The 20,663-nt window shown below is 45.0% G+C and carries 16 protein-coding genes; 10 read left to right on the top strand and 6 right to left on the bottom strand.

Annotated features, from left to right (window positions below):
* Position 1 precedes the first annotated feature (1 nt).
* Complete coding sequence (locus EPL05_RS11945) at positions 2-688, bottom strand: HAD-IA family hydrolase (RefSeq protein ID WP_128534192.1); 687 nt, start codon at positions 686-688, stop codon at positions 2-4.
* Between the two features lie 79 nt (positions 689-767).
* A complete protein-coding gene (locus EPL05_RS11940; RefSeq protein ID WP_128534191.1) occupies positions 768-1,346 on the bottom strand; it encodes a helix-turn-helix domain-containing protein in 579 nt (192 codons plus the stop codon).
* A gap of 162 nt (positions 1,347-1,508) precedes the next feature.
* Between EPL05_RS11940 and EPL05_RS11935 the strand changes: the two genes are divergently transcribed.
* The 5 genes from EPL05_RS11935 to EPL05_RS11915 all read left to right on the top strand — a co-directional run bounded on the left by EPL05_RS11935 (position 1,509) and on the right by EPL05_RS11915 (position 9,128).
* The gene (locus EPL05_RS11935; protein WP_243837279.1) at positions 1,509-2,078 is read left to right on the top strand and encodes an HDIG domain-containing metalloprotein; all 570 of its coding nucleotides are present in this window, start codon (positions 1,509-1,511) and stop codon (positions 2,076-2,078) included.
* 194 nt (positions 2,079-2,272) lie between these two features.
* The gene (locus tag EPL05_RS11930) at positions 2,273-5,566 is read left to right on the top strand and encodes a SusC/RagA family TonB-linked outer membrane protein (protein ID WP_128534190.1); all 3,294 of its coding nucleotides are present in this window, start codon (positions 2,273-2,275) and stop codon (positions 5,564-5,566) included.
* 14 nt (positions 5,567-5,580) lie between these two features.
* Positions 5,581-7,161, top strand: coding sequence for a SusD/RagB family nutrient-binding outer membrane lipoprotein (locus tag EPL05_RS11925; RefSeq protein WP_128534189.1), 1,581 nt, complete (start codon positions 5,581-5,583; stop codon positions 7,159-7,161).
* 66 nt (positions 7,162-7,227) lie between these two features.
* Complete coding sequence (locus EPL05_RS11920) at positions 7,228-8,316, top strand: alkaline phosphatase family protein (RefSeq protein WP_128534188.1); 1,089 nt, start codon at positions 7,228-7,230, stop codon at positions 8,314-8,316.
* Between the two features lie 32 nt (positions 8,317-8,348).
* Positions 8,349-9,128, top strand: coding sequence for a glycerophosphodiester phosphodiesterase family protein (locus EPL05_RS11915; protein ID WP_166727687.1), 780 nt, complete (start codon positions 8,349-8,351; stop codon positions 9,126-9,128).
* A gap of 140 nt (positions 9,129-9,268) precedes the next feature.
* On the opposite strand, the gene uxuA is transcribed toward EPL05_RS11915, so the two are convergent.
* Complete coding sequence (gene uxuA / locus EPL05_RS11910) at positions 9,269-10,462, bottom strand: mannonate dehydratase (RefSeq protein WP_128534186.1); 1,194 nt, start codon at positions 10,460-10,462, stop codon at positions 9,269-9,271.
* Positions 10,463-10,638: 176 nt separating this feature from the next.
* Entirely contained in the window at positions 10,639-12,930 is a 2,292-nt protein-coding gene (locus tag EPL05_RS11905; protein WP_128534185.1) for a GH92 family glycosyl hydrolase, read from the bottom strand.
* 195 nt (positions 12,931-13,125) lie between these two features.
* Here EPL05_RS11905 and EPL05_RS11900 point away from each other — a divergent pair, with 195 nt between their 5' ends.
* The 5 genes from EPL05_RS11900 (at position 13,126) to EPL05_RS11880 (ending at position 16,098) form a co-directional block, all read left to right on the top strand.
* Complete coding sequence (locus tag EPL05_RS11900; protein WP_128534184.1) at positions 13,126-13,734, top strand: LemA family protein; 609 nt, start codon at positions 13,126-13,128, stop codon at positions 13,732-13,734.
* 101 nt (positions 13,735-13,835) lie between these two features.
* On the top strand, positions 13,836-14,270 hold the full coding sequence (locus tag EPL05_RS11895) for a TPM domain-containing protein (RefSeq protein ID WP_128534183.1): 435 nt from the start codon (positions 13,836-13,838) through the stop codon (positions 14,268-14,270).
* Positions 14,271-14,280: 10 nt separating this feature from the next.
* On the top strand, positions 14,281-15,078 hold the full coding sequence (locus EPL05_RS11890) for a TPM domain-containing protein (protein WP_128534182.1): 798 nt from the start codon (positions 14,281-14,283) through the stop codon (positions 15,076-15,078).
* A gap of 68 nt (positions 15,079-15,146) precedes the next feature.
* Complete coding sequence (locus tag EPL05_RS11885) at positions 15,147-15,554, top strand: hypothetical protein (RefSeq protein ID WP_128534181.1); 408 nt, start codon at positions 15,147-15,149, stop codon at positions 15,552-15,554.
* Positions 15,547-16,098 carry an NUDIX hydrolase gene (locus EPL05_RS11880; RefSeq protein ID WP_128534180.1) on the top strand — a complete coding sequence of 184 codons (552 nt, stop codon included), beginning with the start codon at positions 15,547-15,549 and terminating at the stop codon, positions 16,096-16,098. Before EPL05_RS11885 ends, EPL05_RS11880 begins: the two co-directional genes overlap by 8 nt.
* Positions 16,099-16,169: 71 nt before the next feature.
* On the opposite strand, the gene EPL05_RS11875 is transcribed toward EPL05_RS11880, so the two are convergent.
* Both EPL05_RS11875 and EPL05_RS11870 read right to left on the bottom strand, forming a co-directional pair.
* Positions 16,170-17,561 carry a RagB/SusD family nutrient uptake outer membrane protein gene (locus tag EPL05_RS11875; protein ID WP_128534179.1) on the bottom strand — a complete coding sequence of 464 codons (1,392 nt, stop codon included), beginning with the start codon at positions 17,559-17,561 and terminating at the stop codon, positions 16,170-16,172.
* A 15-nt stretch (positions 17,562-17,576) separates the two neighbouring features.
* Complete coding sequence (locus tag EPL05_RS11870) at positions 17,577-20,645, bottom strand: SusC/RagA family TonB-linked outer membrane protein (protein ID WP_128534178.1); 3,069 nt, start codon at positions 20,643-20,645, stop codon at positions 17,577-17,579.
* Between the last annotated feature and the right edge of the window lie 18 nt (positions 20,646-20,663).

Genomic DNA, 20,663 nt, shown 5'->3' with positions numbered 1-20,663 from the left:
ATTAGTTGAGTACGATATCCAGCACACCGGCAATATCATCCAGGATATGGGTGGGATTATAGGGTTCCAGTTCGGTGCGTGTAAAAGCACCGGTAGTAACCGCAATTACATACTTGCACCCGGCATTTTGGCCCTCTCGGATATCTACTTCGGTATCACCAACCTTGGCAACTTCCTGCGGGTCGGTAATACCGGCAAGTTTCATCATGCGGTTTATCATAGAAGGATCGGGACGGCCATTTTCTACCTCGTCCGACCCTATCAAATAATCTATCAACCCCTTCTCGCACCATTGCAGGCGCTCGATGATGGTTTCTGCTATATCTTTAGAAAAACCGGTATTAACGCCTATTTTGATCCCCGTTTTCCGTAGCGTAGCCATAGTTTCTTCGGCATTAGGCAAAGCTTCCAAAGCGGGCGCTTTTTTATAATAGTTTATCATCAGCGCGATAAACTCCTTGTGAATATTTTTAATAAGTTCTCGTGTGATCTTTTCCGTATCAGGCTCCAGCAGGTGAAGCATTTTGGTAATGGCAACGCTTTTTTCGTAACCCATTAACGGGTTTATGGAGTCGTAAGTAACCTGGTAGCCATATTTTTCCAGCGCGAGACGGAATGTTTCCGTTACCTTATTTTCATCTTTAACCGTGGTACCGGCCATATCAAAAACAACAAGTTTAATAGACATTTGCTAACAATTTTGTTTAGCAATGTTAAACTATGTTTATTAATAATAAACTAAATTAAGGTTAAGAAATTTTTAAGTGTTACGCCCGCTCTTCAAAAAAGTAAACGACCAGCATGCTTGCTTTCACTTTACCCGTGTTTTTTGGGGTATGGGGAATGCGCCCGTCGAACAACATCGAGTCGCCCTGGCTTAGGGTATACACCTTTTCGCCAAACTGATATTCAATACTCCCCGAAAGAATATATTTGTATTCGTAGGCCTCGGTTTCTACCTGCGGGCGGTGCGCATCGGGCTCCAATTCTAAAATCACAATATCAACCGTGGAGTTTTTGATAGATTGGGTAAAAATGCGCTGGTAATGGAAACCTTCGGCGTGCTCCTTCTCAAAATGATCATAGTCGGCCTGCCGGCGTATAATTAGCGGGAAGTTGCTGCCGGCGCCATGGATGTCTTTAAAAAAAACATTCATATCTATTTCCAATGCTTTGATAATATCTACGAGTACCACCAAAGAAGGAATAGTGCGGCTGTTCTCAATTTGCGAAATAAGCCCCTTACTCACATTGGCTCTCGAAGCAAGTTCCTGCACCGTTATATTTTTTTCGCGCCTTTTGTCCTTTATCCGGTTACTGATCTGTATCAGTATATCATCTTCCATGCTGTACTATCGATTATTGAAGGTCGGCAAAGTAGATAATAAAATTAAGCAAGGCAAGGTATTTAGCTTTATTTAATGCCTTTTACCTGTGACAAATTATATGACGAAAACTTAATTTTATCCTAATATTAAAAGCCTTCCTTTGACTATAAAAATCTATTAATGCCCCTTATGCCGCTCACGCCCGAAAAAATTGTAGACGAAGTTTTTGCTTTGTATGAATTGCATGGCAATGAAGACTACATTGGCGAGCCGGTATCGCAACTGGAGCACATGTCGCAGGCTGCCGCACTGGCTGAAGCCGAAGGCCATGATGATGAAGTAATATTGGCCGCTTTCTTCCACGATATAGGGCACTTATGTGCCAGCGCAGAAAGCATGGACGGCATGGGCAATGTGGATCACGAAAAACTTGGAGCAGATTATTTATTAGAACGCGGCTTTTCCACCCGATTGGCCAACCTTGTGAACGGCCATGTGATTGCCAAGCGTTATTTAACTTACAAATATCCCGAGTATTTTGATAAGCTGTCGCCAGCGAGCAAGGTTACCCTTGGTTTCCAGGGAGGCGTAATGAGCGCAGCAGAAGCAAGCATCTTTGAACAACATCCTGATGCCGACCTTATTATTCGGATGCGCTACTGGGACGATGAGGCCAAGCTGCAAAACGTAGCTGTTAACAATGTTGCGCATTTAAAAAGCATCGCGCTATCTCATTTAAAGCGCAAATAGCGGCCCCTGCATGCGCATGTTAACTTAGTTTAACGGTGCTGTAATTTAATTGTTACTATCCGTCCCGGTGCTTAATTCTAAGTACACAAAGTGTTAAAGTTTACTTAATCTAAACTTAGTTTACAAATAATAAACAAGGTTTAGTATTGCTGCAACAAAAAAACGAAGCTTTTTCACTCAAAAAAATTAATTTAATGAAACAGATTTACCAGCAATTAAAAGTTGTTGTAGCAGTTGTATTATTCTGTTTGTCGCCGGCATTATTGTTTGCGCAATCGAAAATTACAGGTACTGTTACAGACGAAAACCACTTACCATTACCAGGAGTAACCGTAAGCGTAGTTGAAACCGGCAAAAAAGTAGCTACCGATGTTGAAGGGCACTACCTTGTAAACGCCACTTTTGGCCAAACGCTTGCCTTCGCCTTTATCGGCTTAGAAACACAAAAATTAACCGTAGGTGATAAAGCCATTATCAACGTTACGTTAAGTGGTAGCAGTAAAACCTTAAACGAGGTAGTTGTAACCGCATTGGGTGTTAAGAAAGAAACCCGCCGCCTTGGTTATGCCATACAGGCCGTAAACGGTGAGCAACTGACCACCGCCCGCGACCCTAACCCTATTACAGGTTTAATTGGTAAAGTGGCAGGTGTATCGGTTGGCCCGTCTGCCGAGCTTTTGGGTAACCCTAACGTATTAATAAGGGGTAACCAGGTATCGTTATATGTAGTGGATGGTTTCCCTATTAATACCGATACATATAATATCAGCCCTGATGATATTGAGAGCTACACGGTATTAAAGGGCCCTGCGGCTGCGGCGCTTTACGGTAACCGTGCACAAACAGGCGCTATTTTAATTACCACAAAAAAGGGCGACAAAAACAAAAAAGGCTTAACTGTTGATATCAATAGCAGTACTGTAGCCAACTCCGGCTTCCTGGCTTTCCCACGTACGCAAAACTTGTACGGCGGTGGCGAAAACACTTACTACCAGTTTGTTGACGGTAAAGGTGGTGCACCGGGTGGTGTAGATGGTGACTACGATGTTTGGGGGCCTTACTTTAATGGCCAGCTTATTCCGCAATACGATAGCCCTATCATTAACGGTGTAAGGCAAGGTACGCCGTATGTGGCTCGCGGTAAAGATAATCTGAAGAATTTCCTGCAAACAGGTTATCAATTTAACAACAACGTTGCTATAGGCACCGTTGGCGAAAACTACGTAACCCGCTTATCGGTTTCGCAGCAGCACCAAACCAGCTACATCCCTTCGCAGTATCTGGATATTGCCAATGTTAACTTATACGCTTCGTTCAGTCCGACTGCTAAGCTAAAATTTGAAGGTAACTTTGATTTTAACCGTCAAAGTACTGATAATTTTCCCGATGTACAGTACGGCCCAAACAGTATCATCTACAACATTGCTGTATGGACCGGAGCCGACTGGGATATCAACGCACCTGACATTAAAGCCATATGGGCACCAGGTAAAGTTGGCGTTCAATCTGTTTTTGCCGAATATCAACGTTACCATAACCCATACCTGTTAACCCAAAAATGGACCCGTGGCCACTACAAAAACGATACTTACGGCTACTTAACCGGTAACTACAAATTCAATAACAATTTGAACGTTACTTTAAGGTCGTCTATTAACACTTATAACATCTTACGCACCGAAAAACTGCCATACTCGGCTCACCCTTATGGCCGCGAAGGTAACCAGGGCGATTACCGCGAAGACCGCCGTGATCTGTACGATAGCAATACCGACGCGTTCCTGAGTTATAACTATACCCTTAAAAACTTCCTGAACTTATCTGGTTTGGTGGGTACTACCTTACGTAGCTTTAATTACAACAGTAGCTGGACATCTACCGATTATTTGAACGTTCCTGAGGTTTACGCTTTCAGCAACTCAAAAAATGCTATCCAGGCAACCAGCTTTAGTTCAGCCGGAAGGGAATTTAGCTACTACGCTTCGTTAGATGCTACTTTTGGCAAATACGCTACGCTATCAGGTACTTTCCGCCGCTACCGCTCAAGCGTTTTCCAATCAGCTACATCATACAGCTATCCAAGCGTTTCGGTAGCAACCGTTGTGTCTGATTATGTTAAACTGCCGGAGGTTATCTCTTTCCTTAAGCTGCGCGCATCGTACGCGAGTATTATTCGTGACGCATCAAGCTCAACCATTGGTCCTGCTCCGTTCAGCTCAATCACCGCTTTTGGTGGCGGCATTGCACCGTCGTTATTTAATAACCCGCTGGGTTACGGTTCTACCTATACGTCACCGTATAACGGCCCAACTTACGAACTTACACCATCTTACTTAACCAGCAAGCCATACAGTGGCCAAACAGCCGCCTATGCTGCTACTTCGTTATTTCAGGATGGTATTAAAACCTCAACCCGTATCAACTGGGAGCAAGGTTTCGATATTAAATTCCTGCAAAATCGTTTAGGTTTCAGCGCAACCGCATTTCAGTATGTAGATGGTCCGCAGATATTACCTAACGTAATTTCAACAGCTACCGGATACAGCATCTTGTATCTTAACGCTTTGAAAACTAAGCGTACAGGTTTAGAAGGTTCGTTAGAAGGTACACCTATTAGAAACATGAGCGGCTTTACCTGGAATGTTTTGGTAAACGTTGCAAGCAACAAGCAAACTTATTTGGAATTGCCTCCGGGCCAAAGTGTTTATGCTACAAACTTCCACCAGGGCGACCGTACCGATAAATTGTACGGCAGCAAATTTGTACGCACAACAGACGGCCAGATCATTAACGATGCCGCTGGCAAGCCGCTTTCTGTAGGCAATCAGTTTTTAGGCAACGAGAATGCCAAATACAGCTGGAGCGTTTACAACAAAGTCCGTTATAAAAACCTAAGCATGGGTTTCCAGTTTGATGGTTCGGTTGGTGGTGTAATTATTGATTACATGCACAACAAAACCATGCGTGGCGGTGCCAACATTGAAACCGCAACAGGCGCATTGGGTGATGCCCGTTACAAAGACTGGCAAAACTTTGGCGTAGCTGGCTATAACGGCAGTTACATTGGCGAAGGTGTTTATGTCTCTAACAAAGGTGCCGATGGCAAACCGGTGCCAATTAACTACGACTCAAACACAGGTGCTATCTTAAACTACTCTGCATTACAATTTTCGCCTAACAAGCAAACCGCTTTTGTGCAGGATTACGTGAGCAAGTACTACAATGTGGACGAAAGTAACCTGATGAGCAAAACCTTCTCGAAACTGCGCGAGGTTACCTTCACTTACGATTTTCCAAAATCGTTTCTACAGAAAACCTTTATCCAAAAGGTATCGGCATCACTTTACGGGCGTAACTTATTGTACTTCTACAAAGACAAACGCTTTAAAGATGTTGACTTAGACCAGTACAATGGCTCGCAAGCTCAAACAGTATTGCAATCGCCAACTGTACGCAGCTACGGTTTTAACTTAAACTTATCATTCTAATTATCAGGATATATATGAAAAAGATATTTAAATTTTGCGTGCTGCCGGTGTGTATAGCGCTATCGGTAACAGGCTGTAAAAAGAGTTTTGACGAACTCTCTGTTAACAACAACGTACCCAATGCTGTTCCTGCTTCGTTATTATTTAATGGCGTATTAAACAGCATGCCCGATTTTCCGGATAGCCAAAAGGAAATATTTTCGCAATATTACCTGTACAACTACGATTATTACGGCAACAACAGATACGATTTTGGTGGTGGCGATAACTATTACAACACGCTTAAAAACGTACTTGCTATGGAGCAGCAGGCTGCCGCAGCCGGTTTGCCTGCCGTGAACCAGTACAGTGCCGTTGGTAAGTTTTTCCGCGCGTATTTCTTCAGCCAGATGAGCTTGCAGATGGGCGATATCCCGATGAGCCAGGCTTTGAAAGGTAAGGAAAACCTTACCCCAGTTTACGATTCGCAAAAGGACGTGATGAAGCAATGCTTAACCTGGTTAGAGGAAGCCAATACAGATATGACGGCAGTTATAACTACAGGTGGCAGCACCCTTACAGGTGACATTTACCTGGCCGGCGATCTTGCTAAATGGCGTAAGGTCATCAATACCTACCACATCAGGCTATTAACCGAGCTGAGCAAAAAAACCGCTGAAGCCGACCTGGGCGTAATAAGCCAGTTTGCTGCTATTGTTGGCAACCCAACTAAATACCCTGTAATGGCAAGTGCTGATGATAATCTGCAATACACTTTTGTTGCGCCAAGCAACTACTACCCAATGACACCTGATAACTTTGGGCAGAACGGTTCCCGTAAAAACTCATCTACCACTTATGTAAGTTTATTAACCGGCTTAAAAGACCCGCGTACCTTTGTTACTAATGAGCCAGCCCGCGACCTGGTTGATAACCTGAAACAAAGCGCAACCGCTTTCAACTCGTTTGTTGGTGCCGATCCGGGGTTGGATCTGGGTGTGATGTACAACAACGCCGGTTTGCAGAAATACTCTTTCATTAACCGTAAACGTTACTACTCTACCTTTACGGGCGAGCCATCTATCCAGATAGGTTATGCCGAACTGATGTTTAACATTGCCGAAGGTATTAACCGTGGCTGGGCAACCGGCGATGCCGAAGCTTACTACGTAAAAGGGATCCAGGCATCATTTGCATCATACGGTATCCCAACCGGCACAGGTAGCTTTACTGCTTACTTTTACCGCCCGGGCTCTACAGGTACGGCCAACATAGCCAACTATGATACTTATAATATTGATGTTGACTGGGCTGCTTACTACGGCCAGGCTACCGTTAAATACACCAACGATGCTGCTGGTTTGACTAAAATTTTACAGCAAAAATACCTGGCGCTATTCCGTCACTCGGGTTTAGAGTCGTATTTCACCTACCGCAGAACAGGTATACCGACCTTTACAACCGGCCCGGGTACAGGTAACGGCAGCCGTATAGCTTCGCGTTTCCAGTATCCAAATTCAGAGCGTACGTCTAATCTTGATAACTACAATAAAGCGCTGCAGGCCCAATTTGGCGGCAACGACGATATCAACGGTTTGATGTACATCCTTAAATAATAAACAAAAAACAAAGCGCAACAGGGCAGTTAGAGATAGCTGCCCTGCTTGTTTAAAACAAAATCTATGAAAAAATTACTTTTCATACTGCTAATTACCTGCATTATAATGCCGGCTATTGCTCAGCATAAAACCAAAAACCTCATTGTAATAACACTTGATGGAATGCGCTGGCAGGAGATCTACCGCGGGGCAGATTCGGCACTTCTTAATTCCAAATTCACCAATGATAAAGCGGAGGTAAAGAAACAATACTGGGCCGCAACGCCACAGGAACGCCGCGCCATTTTGTTCCCGTTCCTATGGAGCGTGATAGCTAAGCAGGGGCAGCTTTATGGCAATAGAGACGCGGGTAGCAAGGACGAGTTAGCCAACCCCTACCGCTTTTCGTACCCTGGCTATAACGAGATCTTTACCGGTTTCCCCGATAAGCGGATGAACACCAACGACCCCATCACCAACCCTAATATGAACGTGCTGGAGTACATTAACAAACAAAAGGGTTTTGAAGGTAAGGTGATCGCTTTCTCCTCATGGGAGCGCTTTCCTCAGATCTTGAATGTGAACCGATCGGGGTTGCCGGTATACTCGGGCTATGCCGACTTGAAGAATGCCAATGCCAATGCCCGCCTAAAATACCTGAATGAGTTACAGCACCATACGCCACGCTATTTAGGTGATAGCACCCGTTCAGATTTTATTACTTACGAGTACAGCAAAGAGTATTTAAAGCAATACAAACCGCGTGTGCTGTTCATGGCTTTTGACGAAACGGACGACATGGCGCATGATGGCAACTATAAATCGTACCTCGAAAGGGCAAAACAGGAAGATGGCTTTATTAAGCAACTTTGGGAAACCATCCAAAACGACCCTTTCTATAAAAATAACACCGCCCTGCTCATCACCTGCGACCATGGCCGCGGCGAAGTACCTTTAGATTCCTGGAAAGGGCATGGGGCCGAGGTTGTTGGTTCGGAACAGACGTGGTTTGCCGTTATGGGACCGGATACCGCACCAATGGGCGAGGTAAAACCCGCCGAAACCACCTACCACAAACAATTAGCACAAACTATGGCCGAATTGCTGGGCTTTGATTTCAAGGCGAATGCAGGGCATGAAGTTGGCGATGCGATAAAAACTGTTACCAAATAAGTATGCGCAGTCCATTTTCAATACTGATACTAATGCTGACAGGATTAGGCACATACACGCCTAATCCTGTTCCTGCAGCGAAGCATAAATTTATTGTGATCGCACATCGGGGAGATCACGTGATCTACCCTGAGAATAGCCTTGAAGCCTATCGCGAAGCCATAAAAAACGAGGCGGATTATATTGAGATAGATCTGCGAACCACAAAGGACAGCCAATTGGTGAGTATGCACGATGGTACGGTAAACCGCATGGCGAACGGTAAGGGTACTGTAAGCAGCTTTACGCTTGATGAACTAAAGCAGCTTAAACTAAAAGGTAAGGATAGCACCCAAACTTACCGGATCCCTACGTTTGCAGAGATCCTAAAACTCGCCAAAAATAAAATAAACATCTACCTGGATTTTAAAGCCGCAGATCCTACCGCAGCTTATAAAATGATAAAGGCATATGGCATGGAGAAACAGGTGCTGGTATACATCAACAGCCAGGCGCAATTTACAGGTTGGCTAAAAGAAGCTCCAAAAATGCCTTTAATGCTAAGCTTACCCGATAGCGTTAAGAGCGTTTCCGGCATGCAAAAATTCCTTGATGCCTACCAGCCCGATCTGCTCGACGGCGACTATAGCCAGTATACACCCGCCTTACTCGCTTACGCTGCAAGCATGAAACTCCCGGTTTGGCCGGACATACAAAGCGCTGGCGAAGGACCCGCTGACTGGGATAAAGCCCTGCAAAAAGGACTTACCGGCCTCCAAACCGACCATCCGGCAGCTTTAGTAAAGTACTTAAAAGATAAAGGGCTGCGATGATAGCCCTTTATTCCTTTGTTAGCGGTTTGCGATGCCCCCGGGTTGCCCGTATGGATCCCTGTTAGCCGTTCCTTCACCAAGAAGTTGGCAAAAGCCCTAAAAAATATTTATCCGATCAAAAAGTCACCTAACAGATAACCTTATGCCTCCCTATTGAATGCTCTTTGAATGCCCAACTCCAAGCCTCTCAACTCGGCAAGCCCTCTTAGGCGACCAATAGCCGAGTACCCCGGGTTAGTTTTTTTGCGCAAATCATCCAGCATTTTGTGCCCATGATCTGGCCGGAATGGCATTGAAAGATCCGCACGACCGGTGGCGGCCCGCTTTTTTTGCACTTCCAGCAATGCCTTCATTACGGCATACATATCTACATCGCCGGTTAAATGGTCGGCCTCGTAAAAATTGCCATCTTCATCGCGCTTGGTGCTGCGGAGGTGGATAAAATGGATCCTTTCGCCTAAACGTTCAACCATACCCGGCAGGTCGTTATCGGCCATTACCCCAAACGAGCCGGTGCAAAATGTTAAACCGTTATTGGGGCTATCAATAGCGTTGTAAATATCTACAATGTCCTGCTCGTTGCTTACCACTCTTGGCAAACCCAAAATAGGATACGGTGGATCATCCGGATGGATGCACATCAAAACGCCAGCCTGTTCAGCAACCGGGATCACATCGCGCAGAAAATCGGCAAGGTTAGCCTTAAGAGTTGCCGCGTCAATACTACCGTACGATGCCAGCATTTCTAAAAACCTTTCTGTGTTGTACCCTTCATTCGCTCCGGGTAAACCGGCAATTATATTGCTAACCAGCTGCTGTTTGCCTGCTTCTGTTAACGTGTCATAGTATGCTTTTGCTTTTTCTCTAAGCTTTTCGGGATAATCTTCTTCCGCCCCGGGGCGATTTAAGATATAAACGTCGAAAGCGGCAAACGCGGCGGTATCAAAACGCAGCGCGGTTGAGCCATCGGCCAGCAAATAATCCAGATCGGTACGCGTCCAATCCAGTATCGGCATAAAGTTGTAACAAACTATGCATAAGCCGCATTGCCCTATATTAAGCAGGCTTTGGCGATAATTTTCTATAATCTGCTTGTAGTTGCCACTGCGCTTTTTAATATCCTCGTGCACCGGCACACTCTCAATTACCGCCCAGGTTAAACCCGCGTCTTCTATAATTTTCTTTCTCTCCAATATCTCGTCAACGGGCCAAACTTCGCCGGTAGGGATATGATGCAGTGCCGATACAATACCGGTAGCACCGGCCTGCCTGGCGTCGGCAAGGCTAACCGGATCGTTGGGCCCATACCAGCGCCATGTTTGTTGTAAACTCATGCAGATAAATTTTGTGCGTCTAAAATACAAAGTATATGCATGATATGGCCTGCACCCGTTAATTAAAAAGGCACTAAAATTGGCTACTAAAAAATGAAGTAATAAATCAGCCCCTATTAAATAGCGAAGGGCATATCATTGACGATATACCCTTCGTTACTATATGTCTCGATATATTATTTGTGCTTGCTCCCCATAAAAAAGGTGATCTCGCCGCCCGCCATAATATCCTGGTGGGTGATGGATAGGCCTGTTAGTGGCTTGCCGTTCAATACCATTTTTTGGATGTAAACATTCTTTTCGCTTTGGTTCTTTACATTGATGGTAAAGATTTTACCGCCGCCAACCTGTATCACCGCGCCGTTGATAGCCGGGCTGCCAATAGCATAATCATTTGATGCAGGTGCAACGGGGTAAAAACCGAGTGTGCTAAAGATGTACCAGGCGCTCATTTGGCCGGTATCATCGTTGCCACCCAAACCATCTGGGGTGGGTTTGTACATCCGGTTCAATATCATGCGGATGCGTTCCTGCGTTTTCCATGGCTTGTCGGTCCAGTTGTATAAATAGGCAACATGGTGCGACGGTTCGTTACCGTGTACATAGTTGCCTATGATACCATCACGGGTGATGTCTTCAGTCTCTGCAAAATATTTGTCAGGCAGTTCCATGGTGAATAAGGAATCGAGGTAGCGCACAAAGCGTTTGTCGCCGCCCATCAGCTTTATTAATCCTTCAGGGTCCTGCGGGGCAAACAGGGTGTAGTTCCAAGAGTTACCTTCAATAAAACCTTCGTTGATAGTGCTCAGCGGATCAAACTTAGCGCGGAAGGTGCCGTTTGCCAGTTTTGGGCGCATAAAACCTACGGCAGGATCGTACACATTCTTATAGTTCTCGCTGCGTTTGATGAATTCGTTGTAGATATCCATCTTATCCAGCTTTTTCGCCATTTGCGCTATCGCCCAATCATCATAAGCATATTCTAAAGTATTAGATACCGATACGCCTGTTTTTTCGTCGGGGATGTAGCCTTTGTCTATATACTCACCAATACCTTCATAGTTCCGGTGGCGTGCTGTTGCAACGGCAGCGTCTAAGGCCTTATTGGCATCAAATGGCGCGTTGCCCTTTACAACGGCATCTGCTAAAACAGATACACTGTGATAGCCGCTCATACACCAGTTCTCGTTACCGCTATTGCTCCATACAGGCAACATATGCTCAGGGCTTTGGTCGTAATGCAACAGCATAGATTTTACCATATCGGCATTGCGCTGCGGCTCAATAATGTTAAACAGCGGGTGCAAGGCCCGGTAAGTATCCCATAGCGAAAAAGTGGTATAATTGGTAAAACCATCCGCCTTGTGTATATTTTGGTCTATCCCCTTATATTGCCCGTCCACATCCATGTACATGGTGGGGTTGATCATGGTGTGGTACATGGCAGTATAAAAATCTTGCTTTTTAGCTACACTGCCGCTCACTGTGATTTTTTCTAAAGCAGTTTCCCAAAGGGCTTGCCCATCCGTTTTTACCTTATCAAAATCCCAGCCCGGCACTTCTGCCTGCATATTGGCCATCGCGCCATCCATGCTTACGGGCGAAAGGGCGAATTTGATTTTTATCTTTTCATCCGCTTCGGTTTTAAAATCGAAATACGCACGGATCTGTTTACCGGCTATCTCCGGGAAGTTTTTTGATTGATTAAACTTACCCCAAAATCCTCCGTAAACTTGCCGTTTTTCGTACTTTTTAAAGCCATATTGGGTGAACTTTTTATTGAATGCCATGGCGAAATACAGGGTACGCGTACGCGCCCAGCCGTTAGTTTGGCGGTAACCCACCAAGGTACTATCATTCAATATTTTCACGTAAGTCCAAACGGTTTTATCGGGATAATTATAGATACCAGCCATCAGGTCGAGAATGATATGCGATTGATCCGACTTGGGGAAAGTGTACTGATGGAAACCAACGCGGGCGCTGGTGGTCATTTCGGCGGTGATATTACTTTCGTCGAGCTTTACTTTATAATAATTGGCCTCGCTTACTTCATTGGCATGAGAGAAAGCAGAGCGATAGCCGCTGCCGGGTTTATCGGCTGTACCAGGATTTAGCTTTAAGGCCCCAACGGTAGGCATGATCAGAAAGTCGCCCAGATCTGAGTGCCCCGTACCGCTAAAATGGGTATGGCTAAAGCCTACAATTGTTTTATCATCGTACTGGTAACCGGCGCAGTATTTATATACATCAGGGTTATATTTCCCGTTCAGTTCGTAGCTTGGGGTATCTGTTTCGGGGCTTAGTTGCACCATACCAAAAGGCACCGTTGCGCCCGGGTAAGTGTGGCCCATACGCTGTGTGCCGATGATGGGCTTTACATATTGCACCAATTTTTCGTGGGCCGGGGTTTGAGCCGAGGCATTAAGGCCGGCAAATAATATCAGGGCTGCTAATGATTTCTTCATTTTGGGCGATAGTGTACGATAAGTAAAACAATTTAACAGAAGCAAATATAAAATCATATCTTGGTTAACCGTATTTTATTACAGCTACCATAGCCAAATATTGCCATTATGGCGCAATTGTTACCGTTTGTAACATCGGTATGGCTTTTGTAATCTAATTTGTAAATTACATCACCAAACTAAAAACAACAACAGATGAAAAAATTATTCTTCGCTTTCGCTATTATGGTTGGGGCAATGTCGTTAAGCTCGTGCAGTTACAACAGCATGGTTACTGCCGACGAAAATATAAAAGGTAAATGGGGCGAAGTGCAAACGCAATACCAACGCCGGAGCGACCTCATCCCTAATTTAGTTGCAACCGTTAAAGGAGAAGCTAATTTTGAGAAAGGTACCCTTACAGAAGTTACCGAGGCACGCGCCAAAGCAACATCAGTACAGGTTGATGCCAGCAAACTTACCCCCGAGAGCATCCAAAAATACCAGGAAGCGCAAGGACAGTTAAGCACAGCCTTAGGCAGGCTGCTTAGTGTTACCGAAAACTACCCTACCCTTAGAGCAAATGACGCTTTCAGAGGCTTACAGGTACAATTAGAGGGCACAGAAAACCGTATTGGCATCGCACGTAAAGACTTTAACGAAGCCGTACAGGGATATAACAGCAAGATCCGCTCCTTCCCGGCTAATATTACTGCCAAGATGTTCGGTTTTAAAGAAAAAGGGTATTTCCAGGCCGATCCTGGCTCAGACAAAGCTCCCCCTGTTAACTTCGATACTGATACCAAAAAAGAGGTTACCAAATAATTAGTAGTACTTGCTTATGTGATTGAAGCAACTCTCGTACGCATAAGCAAGTATTTAAGCGGTGTAATCAACCTTAAAACAATCAGTGTAACCCAACCAATATGGCAGTATTTACCGACGAAGAACAGCAGCGTATTCAAAACGCTGTGGCCGAGGCCGAAAAGAACACATCCGGCGAGATCCGCGTTTGTATGGAAAAAACCTGCAGCGACGAAGCATTGGACCGTGCCGCAAAATATTTCGCCCGACTGGAAATGCATAAAACCAAGCTGCGCAACGGCGTACTTATTTATGTGGCCACGGTAGACCGTAAATTTGCCATTATTGGCGATGCAGGCATTAACAAAGTTGTGACCGCCGATTTTTGGGATACTACAAAAGAAGACATGCTGAACCATTTTAAATACGGCAACCTGGTTGATGGAATTGTTACCGGCGTTACAAAGACTGGCGAACAACTAAAAAAGTATTTCCCACACCTACTGGACGACCAGAACGAACTGCCCGACGACATTGCTTTTATGGATGGCCACTAAACTTACCCCGATGCTTAAAAAACTATTATTATGCCTAAGCCTGGTGCTTTGCATAACAACCATATTCGCGCAGGATTATCCCGAAAGGCCTACCCAAAGCCCGGTTGCCGACTTTACCGGCACCTTATCGCCGCAACAAAAAGAGGCGCTGGATGTAAAGATAAAGGCATTCGAAGATTCCACCTCTAACCAGATTGCGGTTGTACTTGTAAAAACCCTTGGCGATTACGAGATCATCCAGTATGGCAACGGCCTTATCCGCAAATGGGGTATCGGTACAAAAGATAAAAATAACGGCGTGTTGGTGCTGGTGGCCATAGACGACCGAAAGATGTCTGTACAAACCGGGTACGGTTTAGAAGGAGCACTGCCCGATATCATTACCCAGGAGATCATCCAGAACGACATGAAGCCCCGCTTCAGAGAAGGTGATTACTACGGGGGGCTGGATGCTGCTACAACTAACATCATTAAGTATACAAAGGGCGAATACAAGGCCACCAAAAAAGCATCCGGCAGCAATACCGGCAGGCGTGGCGGCAGCGCCGGTTTTGTTATCATTATTGTAGTTATCGTACTTATCATCATTTTCCGTAACCGGGGTGGTGGTGGCGGCAACCGTGTTATAGGCAGCCGTGGCGGCGCTAACCCGTTTTGGTGGCTTCTGGCAGGCAACATGCTCAGCGGCGGTGGCAGAAGCAGCGGCAGCGACTGGGGAGGCTTCTCTGGTGGTGGTGGCGGTGGCAGCAGCTGGGGCGGTTTCGGCGGTGGCAGCAGCGGCGGCGGTGGCAGCAGCGGAAGCTGGTAAGGATTAAATTCTAAGGCCCAACATTTAAACTTAACCGGAAGTAAGCGGCCGTAAAATATCTGATAACAATGGAGCAACGCGATTATTTGCTTAATGAGGCCCGCAAAATGGCATTGCTGCTGGCCAAGCTAATGGGCTTAAAAACCGAAAGCAGCGAAGAGGAGTACCAACAGTATTTCAACCAAATATTGCATGATGAATATAATACCGAGTTGGACGAATTGCTTGGCTTATCTGAAGCGGATTTTAATTCGAAACTTAAAGAGAGAGCATACAGTGCCGAAAAACTGAACGCCCTGAGCCAGATGCTTTATGTGTTCGCCGAACCGTTTAATGCCGACGATGAAACGGCATCAATCCTTAAAAAAATAATGATTTTGTTTGATGAACTGGAAGTACAGCATCAATACGAATCGTTTGATAATTTAAACAAGAGAAACCATATTTACAGTTTCTTTAAAAATTACTATGTCTGATCTTAAATGGAAAACTCTTTCCACAACCTATGTACACAAAGGCCCCTGGGCCACGCTCCGCGCCGATAAATGCGAAATGCCCGATGGCACTATTGTAGTTGAATACTATGTGCTGGAATACCCTAACTGGGCTAACGCCGTAGCACTTACCGAAGATAACAAGATAGTGATGGTAAAGCAATACCGCCATGCGGCAGGTATTGTATCGTTGGAGATTCCCGGAGGTGTAATTGAGGAAGGTGAAGATAAAGAAGTTGGTATGCGCCGCGAGTTACTGGAAGAAACCGGCTACGAATTTACCGAGGTAGAATTGATCAGTACCGTTTACGCTAACCCATCAACCGCAGGCAACGTTACCTACTGCTACCTGGCTCGCGGAGGTAAAAAAGTTACAGAGCAATCGCTTGATGAACATGAGCAGATTGAAGTGATGGAATATACCATTGACGAGGTAAAGCAATTATTAGCCGATAACAAAATACCGCAATCCTTGCATTGCACGGGCTTATTTTATGCGCTGATGAAGTTGGGCGAATTGAAATAGAGCCATTTAACACCAAGCAAAAAAATCCCCGAAGCCATCGCTCCGGGGATTTTTGCTTTGTCAAGCTATTATTATTGGTATCCTTCGTTTTGTGTTAGCGACGGATTGGCATCACGCTCACGTTTAGGGATCGGGAACACAAGCTTTGGTGAGTTCCAAACAAACTCATCTACGTGGTTACCATCACCATCTACAGAATAGGTTGATTCTTTGTAGCGTTTCAAATCAAACAACCTAAAGCCTTCAAATTTAAGTTCGGCGCGGCGCTCGTATTTCACGGCATCAAACAGATCTTCGGCAGTGGTTGCTGTGGTATTGTCTAATAATGCGCGATGGCGTGTTACATTGATATCATCGGCTGCACCGGCTAAATCGGGCGAGGCTTTCTTTATCCTTGCTTCCGCCCTTATTAAATAGATCTCCGCCAGGCGAATAACCACTACGTTGCCGAATGCGTTATTAAATTTAGAAGTGAAAGAGTCGTCGGTTTGCTCATTTACCCTATCATCACCATCTTCGTAACTATCAAAAAACTGGTTAAATAGGTAGGTCTCTTCGCGACCAGCATATGTTGATGATGCATATGCTTCGTTAAGTGCGTTAAAGCCCGACTGGTTAGATATCTGTATTGCAAAAATATCTTCCGATGTATTGAACACGCGCGTTGCCTGCTCTTTAACCTGAAACTCATCAACAAAGTGCTCTACAAGCGCATACTCGCCACTGGAAATAATCTTTGTCGCTTCGGCGTCTGCCAAATCGTACTTTTCTTGTGTGAGGTATATCCTTGCTAAAACCGCCGATGCTGCCGCAGAACTCGCATAGGTCGATTTAATTCCTAAATTAGTTTCGGCAACTTTTAAATCGGTAATGGCCTGGGCATAGATTTCGGCAACTGTATTACGAGTAGGCTTTTGTATATCTACAATAGCAGTTGTTGGTGTTAAAACCAATGGAACGGCAAGATTAGATGCGGGTGAGCCATCATTCCAGGCTTTACCAAATAAGCGTGCCAGGTCAAAATAGGTCATCCCGCGTAAAAATTTGGCTTCGCCCTCAACCCTGGCTTTATTAGCAGCATCAACAAGGTCAAGGTGTGCTAATACGGTATTACAAACACCTATTGTATTGTAGCCGGCATTCCAAACACCTTCGGTAAAGCTGTTGTCAACAGTTATCGTTTTATTATTAAGTTCAGTATAACCGAAAAATGTACCGAAATAGCCAAAGTCTCCATCATCGCCCAAAAAATCAGATGTAACCTGGAAACGGCCACCGTATAAACCTCTCGCGGCCGCTGCGGTATATGCGCCAATAAGTACACCCTGTACGTCTTTTGATGTTTTTAACGCCAAGTCGGATTCAACCGAGTTTTGGGGCTTTATGTCAATCTGTTTTTGGCAGCTTGTACCCAGCAACGCTACCGTGCCGAGTGTTATCATTAAATATTTAAAATTTCTCATTTTCTTCAGCTTAAATTAAAATCCCACGTTTAGTCCAAAAGTTATTGTTTTAGCCTGCGGAGCTGCATAAAAGTCATAGTTCTGGGTAATATTTCCGGAGAATGCATCAGAGTTCAACTCAGGGTCCCAGCCGGTGTATTTCGTCCATGTTTTTAAGTTGGTAGCCTGTGCGTATATCCTTAAGCTTCGCAGTTTAAGCTTAGAAACTATCGATTTTGGGAACGTATACCCCAAAGCTATATTTTTTAAACGCACATAAGAACCATCGCTCAGGAACCTCGAACTTGCCGATACGCCGTTACCGCCAAATAGCCTGGCCTGTGGCACTTGGGTAATATCTCCCGGGCTTTTCCAAGCGTTCAATTGATCAATAGTTTGGTTATCTGCCCCGTTGTTAAAACCAACAGACATATATTGGCCACCCCCGTTGTAAATATCATCGCCATTTACCTGTTGCAGCAAAAAGCTAAAGTCGAAGCCTTTATAAGTTACAGTATTAGTTAAACCGGCAATAAATTTAGGATTGGGGTTACCCACCACAACCGGCGTAGCCGCGTTATAGTCATTAGTGGTTGCGCGGTCGCGTTTGCCATCACCCAAGTCTGTATTTTTGTAGTAAAGAGCGTCGCCGTTTGCAGGGTCGGCACCGGCAAATTCTACCGTGTAAAATACGCCTAAGGGCTGGCCTTCAACAGCGCGGTTTACAGCATCGCCACCACCGGTTATTATTTGGCCTTTTAGATCGGTAATTTTATTCCGGTTTATAGAGAAGTTAACGCTGGTTGTCCAGGTAACGCCTTTGCCAACAATGTTTTTTGAGTCTAACTGAATCTCCAAGCCCTTATTTTGCAACTTGCCCAGGTTTTGAGTGATCGTTGTATAGCCAGAAGTTGCCGGCACTTGTACGTTTAATAACAGGTCCTTCGTTTTCTTTAGATACACATCCACCTGGCCCGATAAGCGGTTATTGAAAAACCCAAAATCCAAACCGATGTCTGTTTGCGCTGTGGTTTCCCATTTCAGATCGGGGTTTGGCAATTGTGTTGGCCTTGCACCGGCTACGCCTGCGTAACCAAACGCGGTAAATAAACCGCGCGACGGGAAGTTACCGATCTCGGAGTTACCGGTGATACCATAGCTGGCCCTCAGCTTTAATTCGGAAACAAGCGACTGTTGCTTCATGAAATCTTCCTGTGAGATAACCCAGCCTACCGAACCGGCCGGGAAGAAACCGTAACGGTTGTTAACCCCAAACCTTGATGAACCGTCTATCCTGCCGCTTAACGACACCAAGTACTTTTCGCTAAAGTTGTAATTTAATCTTGCAAAGTACGAAAGCAACGAATATGCTGTAGAAGCGCTCGATGCGTTTGTTATATCAGCAGAACTGATCAGTTTTTTATAAGCATCACTTGGGAACTGGTCGCCGCTTATGGAGTTAAGGTCGTTCTGCTGGCGTTGAAAAGTCATGCCACCAACCGCGTTGATGGTGCTTTTTCCAAATGCCTGGATGTATTGTAAAAAGTTGTTGGTATTGAAATTAGTAGATGTTACAGATGAATTGAAGCCTAAGCCGTTACCTGTGCCTGAGTTACGAGCGGTTAATGCGCCTGCGTATGAATCTTCGCTGGAGTTTAATATATCCACGCCAACTTCAGAACGGAAACTTAAAGCCGATGTGAATTTCACCTGGGCAAATACGTTACCAAGATTACGGAAGTCTATCGTATTAAAGTATGAATTTTGAGCGTTTAATAAGGGGTTATAATAAACCGGGAAATTTGAGTTAGGGGCACCTTTCGCATTTGGGTCCAGATCTAAAGCGCCACTGGTTAAGCCGGTGCGCGGGTCGATAAGGGGGGTTATGGGCGATAATGCCACAATTTGCTCCGGTGTAGAGAACTGGTCATCGTTAGATAACCGATAATTTTTTGTACGGGATACGCTTAAATTGGCACCAACTTCTAACCACTTTGTGGCCTGATTGCTGACGTTTGTACGTAAGCTGTATTGGTTGATGGCATTTCCTATTAAAAAGCCTTTCTGATTGTTGTATGTACCTGATATGTAGAACTTAGTTTTATCGCTACCGCCAGATAACACCAAGTTGTAGTTTTGCACAGGCGCTTTTTGGGTAATAGCCTTTTGCCAATCGGTATTTACATCATAAGTTTTGTAATTGTCGCTACCGGCAGCGTAGCGTTTTAACCTCGCTTCTACCGAAGTTGTAGAGTATCCACCTGCAGCGCCGGCTTCTCTAAGCAAAGTAACATATTGCTCTGAGTTTAAAAACTCGCGCTCTTTTGTTGGCTTGCTAAACCCGTAGTATTGGTTGTAGGTGATTTTTGTATCGCCTGCTTTACCTTTTTTGGTAGTTACCAGCACCACGCCATTTGATGCCCTTGAACCATAGATGGCTGCAGCAGATGCATCTTTTAAGATCTCAATAGATTCGATATCGTTCTGGTTCAAATCTACCAGTGGGTTGGTGGACGCGCCGTTGCTGGAAAAGTCGTCAACCGTAATAGGTAAACCATCCACCACATATAGCGGCTGGTTACCTGCCGATACAGATGATGCACCACGTATACGCACCTGTATACCCTGGCCAAGTTTACCGTTTTGCGCCTGGATGTAAACACCCGGACTTTTACCCTGTATGGCCGATTCTAAACTCGGTACCGGCAGGTTTTCGATATCGCCGCCCTTTATTTTTGATATTGATCCTGTTAATGAGCGCCTGCTTTGTGTACCATAACCCACCACAACAACCTCAGTAAGTTGCTTGGCATCAGCTGTAATTTGCGCATTCATAACGCTCCCGCTGATGGCAACCTCTAATGGCGTATATCCAATATAGTTGAACATAAGCGCCTTCGCCCCCGTAGGTAAGGTTATTTTGTAATTACCATTAATATCGGTTTGTGTGCCGATGGTAGGGAATCCTTTAACGGTTACTGTTACTCCCGGTAACGCTGATCCGTCCTTCTGATCTGTTACTTTACCTGTAACAACACTGTTTTGGCTAAAAGCAAATGTTATGGAAGTAAATAACAGCAGGAATGAGAGTAGAATTTTCTTCATGCGATATTAGTTAAGTAA

The sequence above is a fragment of the Mucilaginibacter gilvus genome (assembly GCF_004054195.1).
GTDB classification, from domain to species: domain Bacteria; phylum Bacteroidota; class Bacteroidia; order Sphingobacteriales; family Sphingobacteriaceae; genus Mucilaginibacter; species Mucilaginibacter gilvus.
The sequence above is the reverse complement of the archived record's forward strand: the minus strand, read 5'-3'. Positions and strand labels throughout refer to the sequence as shown.

Coding starts and splice junctions, on each gene's coding strand:
- EPL05_RS11945 (WP_128534192.1), bottom strand. CDS start 688: ATGTCTATTAAACTTGTTGTTTTTGATATGGCCGGTACCACGGTTAAA.
- EPL05_RS11940 (WP_128534191.1), bottom strand. CDS start 1,346: ATGGAAGATGATATACTGATACAGATCAGTAACCGGATAAAGGACAAA.
- EPL05_RS11935 (WP_243837279.1), top strand. CDS start 1,509: ATGCCCCTTATGCCGCTCACGCCCGAAAAAATTGTAGACGAAGTTTTT.
- EPL05_RS11930 (WP_128534190.1), top strand. CDS start 2,273: ATGAAACAGATTTACCAGCAATTAAAAGTTGTTGTAGCAGTTGTATTA.
- EPL05_RS11925 (WP_128534189.1), top strand. CDS start 5,581: ATGAAAAAGATATTTAAATTTTGCGTGCTGCCGGTGTGTATAGCGCTA.
- EPL05_RS11920 (WP_128534188.1), top strand. CDS start 7,228: ATGAAAAAATTACTTTTCATACTGCTAATTACCTGCATTATAATGCCG.
- EPL05_RS11915 (WP_166727687.1), top strand. CDS start 8,349: ATGCTGACAGGATTAGGCACATACACGCCTAATCCTGTTCCTGCAGCG.
- uxuA (WP_128534186.1), bottom strand. CDS start 10,462: ATGAGTTTACAACAAACATGGCGCTGGTATGGGCCCAACGATCCGGTT.
- EPL05_RS11905 (WP_128534185.1), bottom strand. CDS start 12,930: ATGAAGAAATCATTAGCAGCCCTGATATTATTTGCCGGCCTTAATGCC.
- EPL05_RS11900 (WP_128534184.1), top strand. CDS start 13,126: ATGAAAAAATTATTCTTCGCTTTCGCTATTATGGTTGGGGCAATGTCG.
- EPL05_RS11895 (WP_128534183.1), top strand. CDS start 13,836: ATGGCAGTATTTACCGACGAAGAACAGCAGCGTATTCAAAACGCTGTG.
- EPL05_RS11890 (WP_128534182.1), top strand. CDS start 14,281: ATGCTTAAAAAACTATTATTATGCCTAAGCCTGGTGCTTTGCATAACA.
- EPL05_RS11885 (WP_128534181.1), top strand. CDS start 15,147: ATGGAGCAACGCGATTATTTGCTTAATGAGGCCCGCAAAATGGCATTG.
- EPL05_RS11880 (WP_128534180.1), top strand. CDS start 15,547: ATGTCTGATCTTAAATGGAAAACTCTTTCCACAACCTATGTACACAAA.
- EPL05_RS11875 (WP_128534179.1), bottom strand. CDS start 17,561: ATGAGAAATTTTAAATATTTAATGATAACACTCGGCACGGTAGCGTTG.
- EPL05_RS11870 (WP_128534178.1), bottom strand. CDS start 20,645: ATGAAGAAAATTCTACTCTCATTCCTGCTGTTATTTACTTCCATAACA.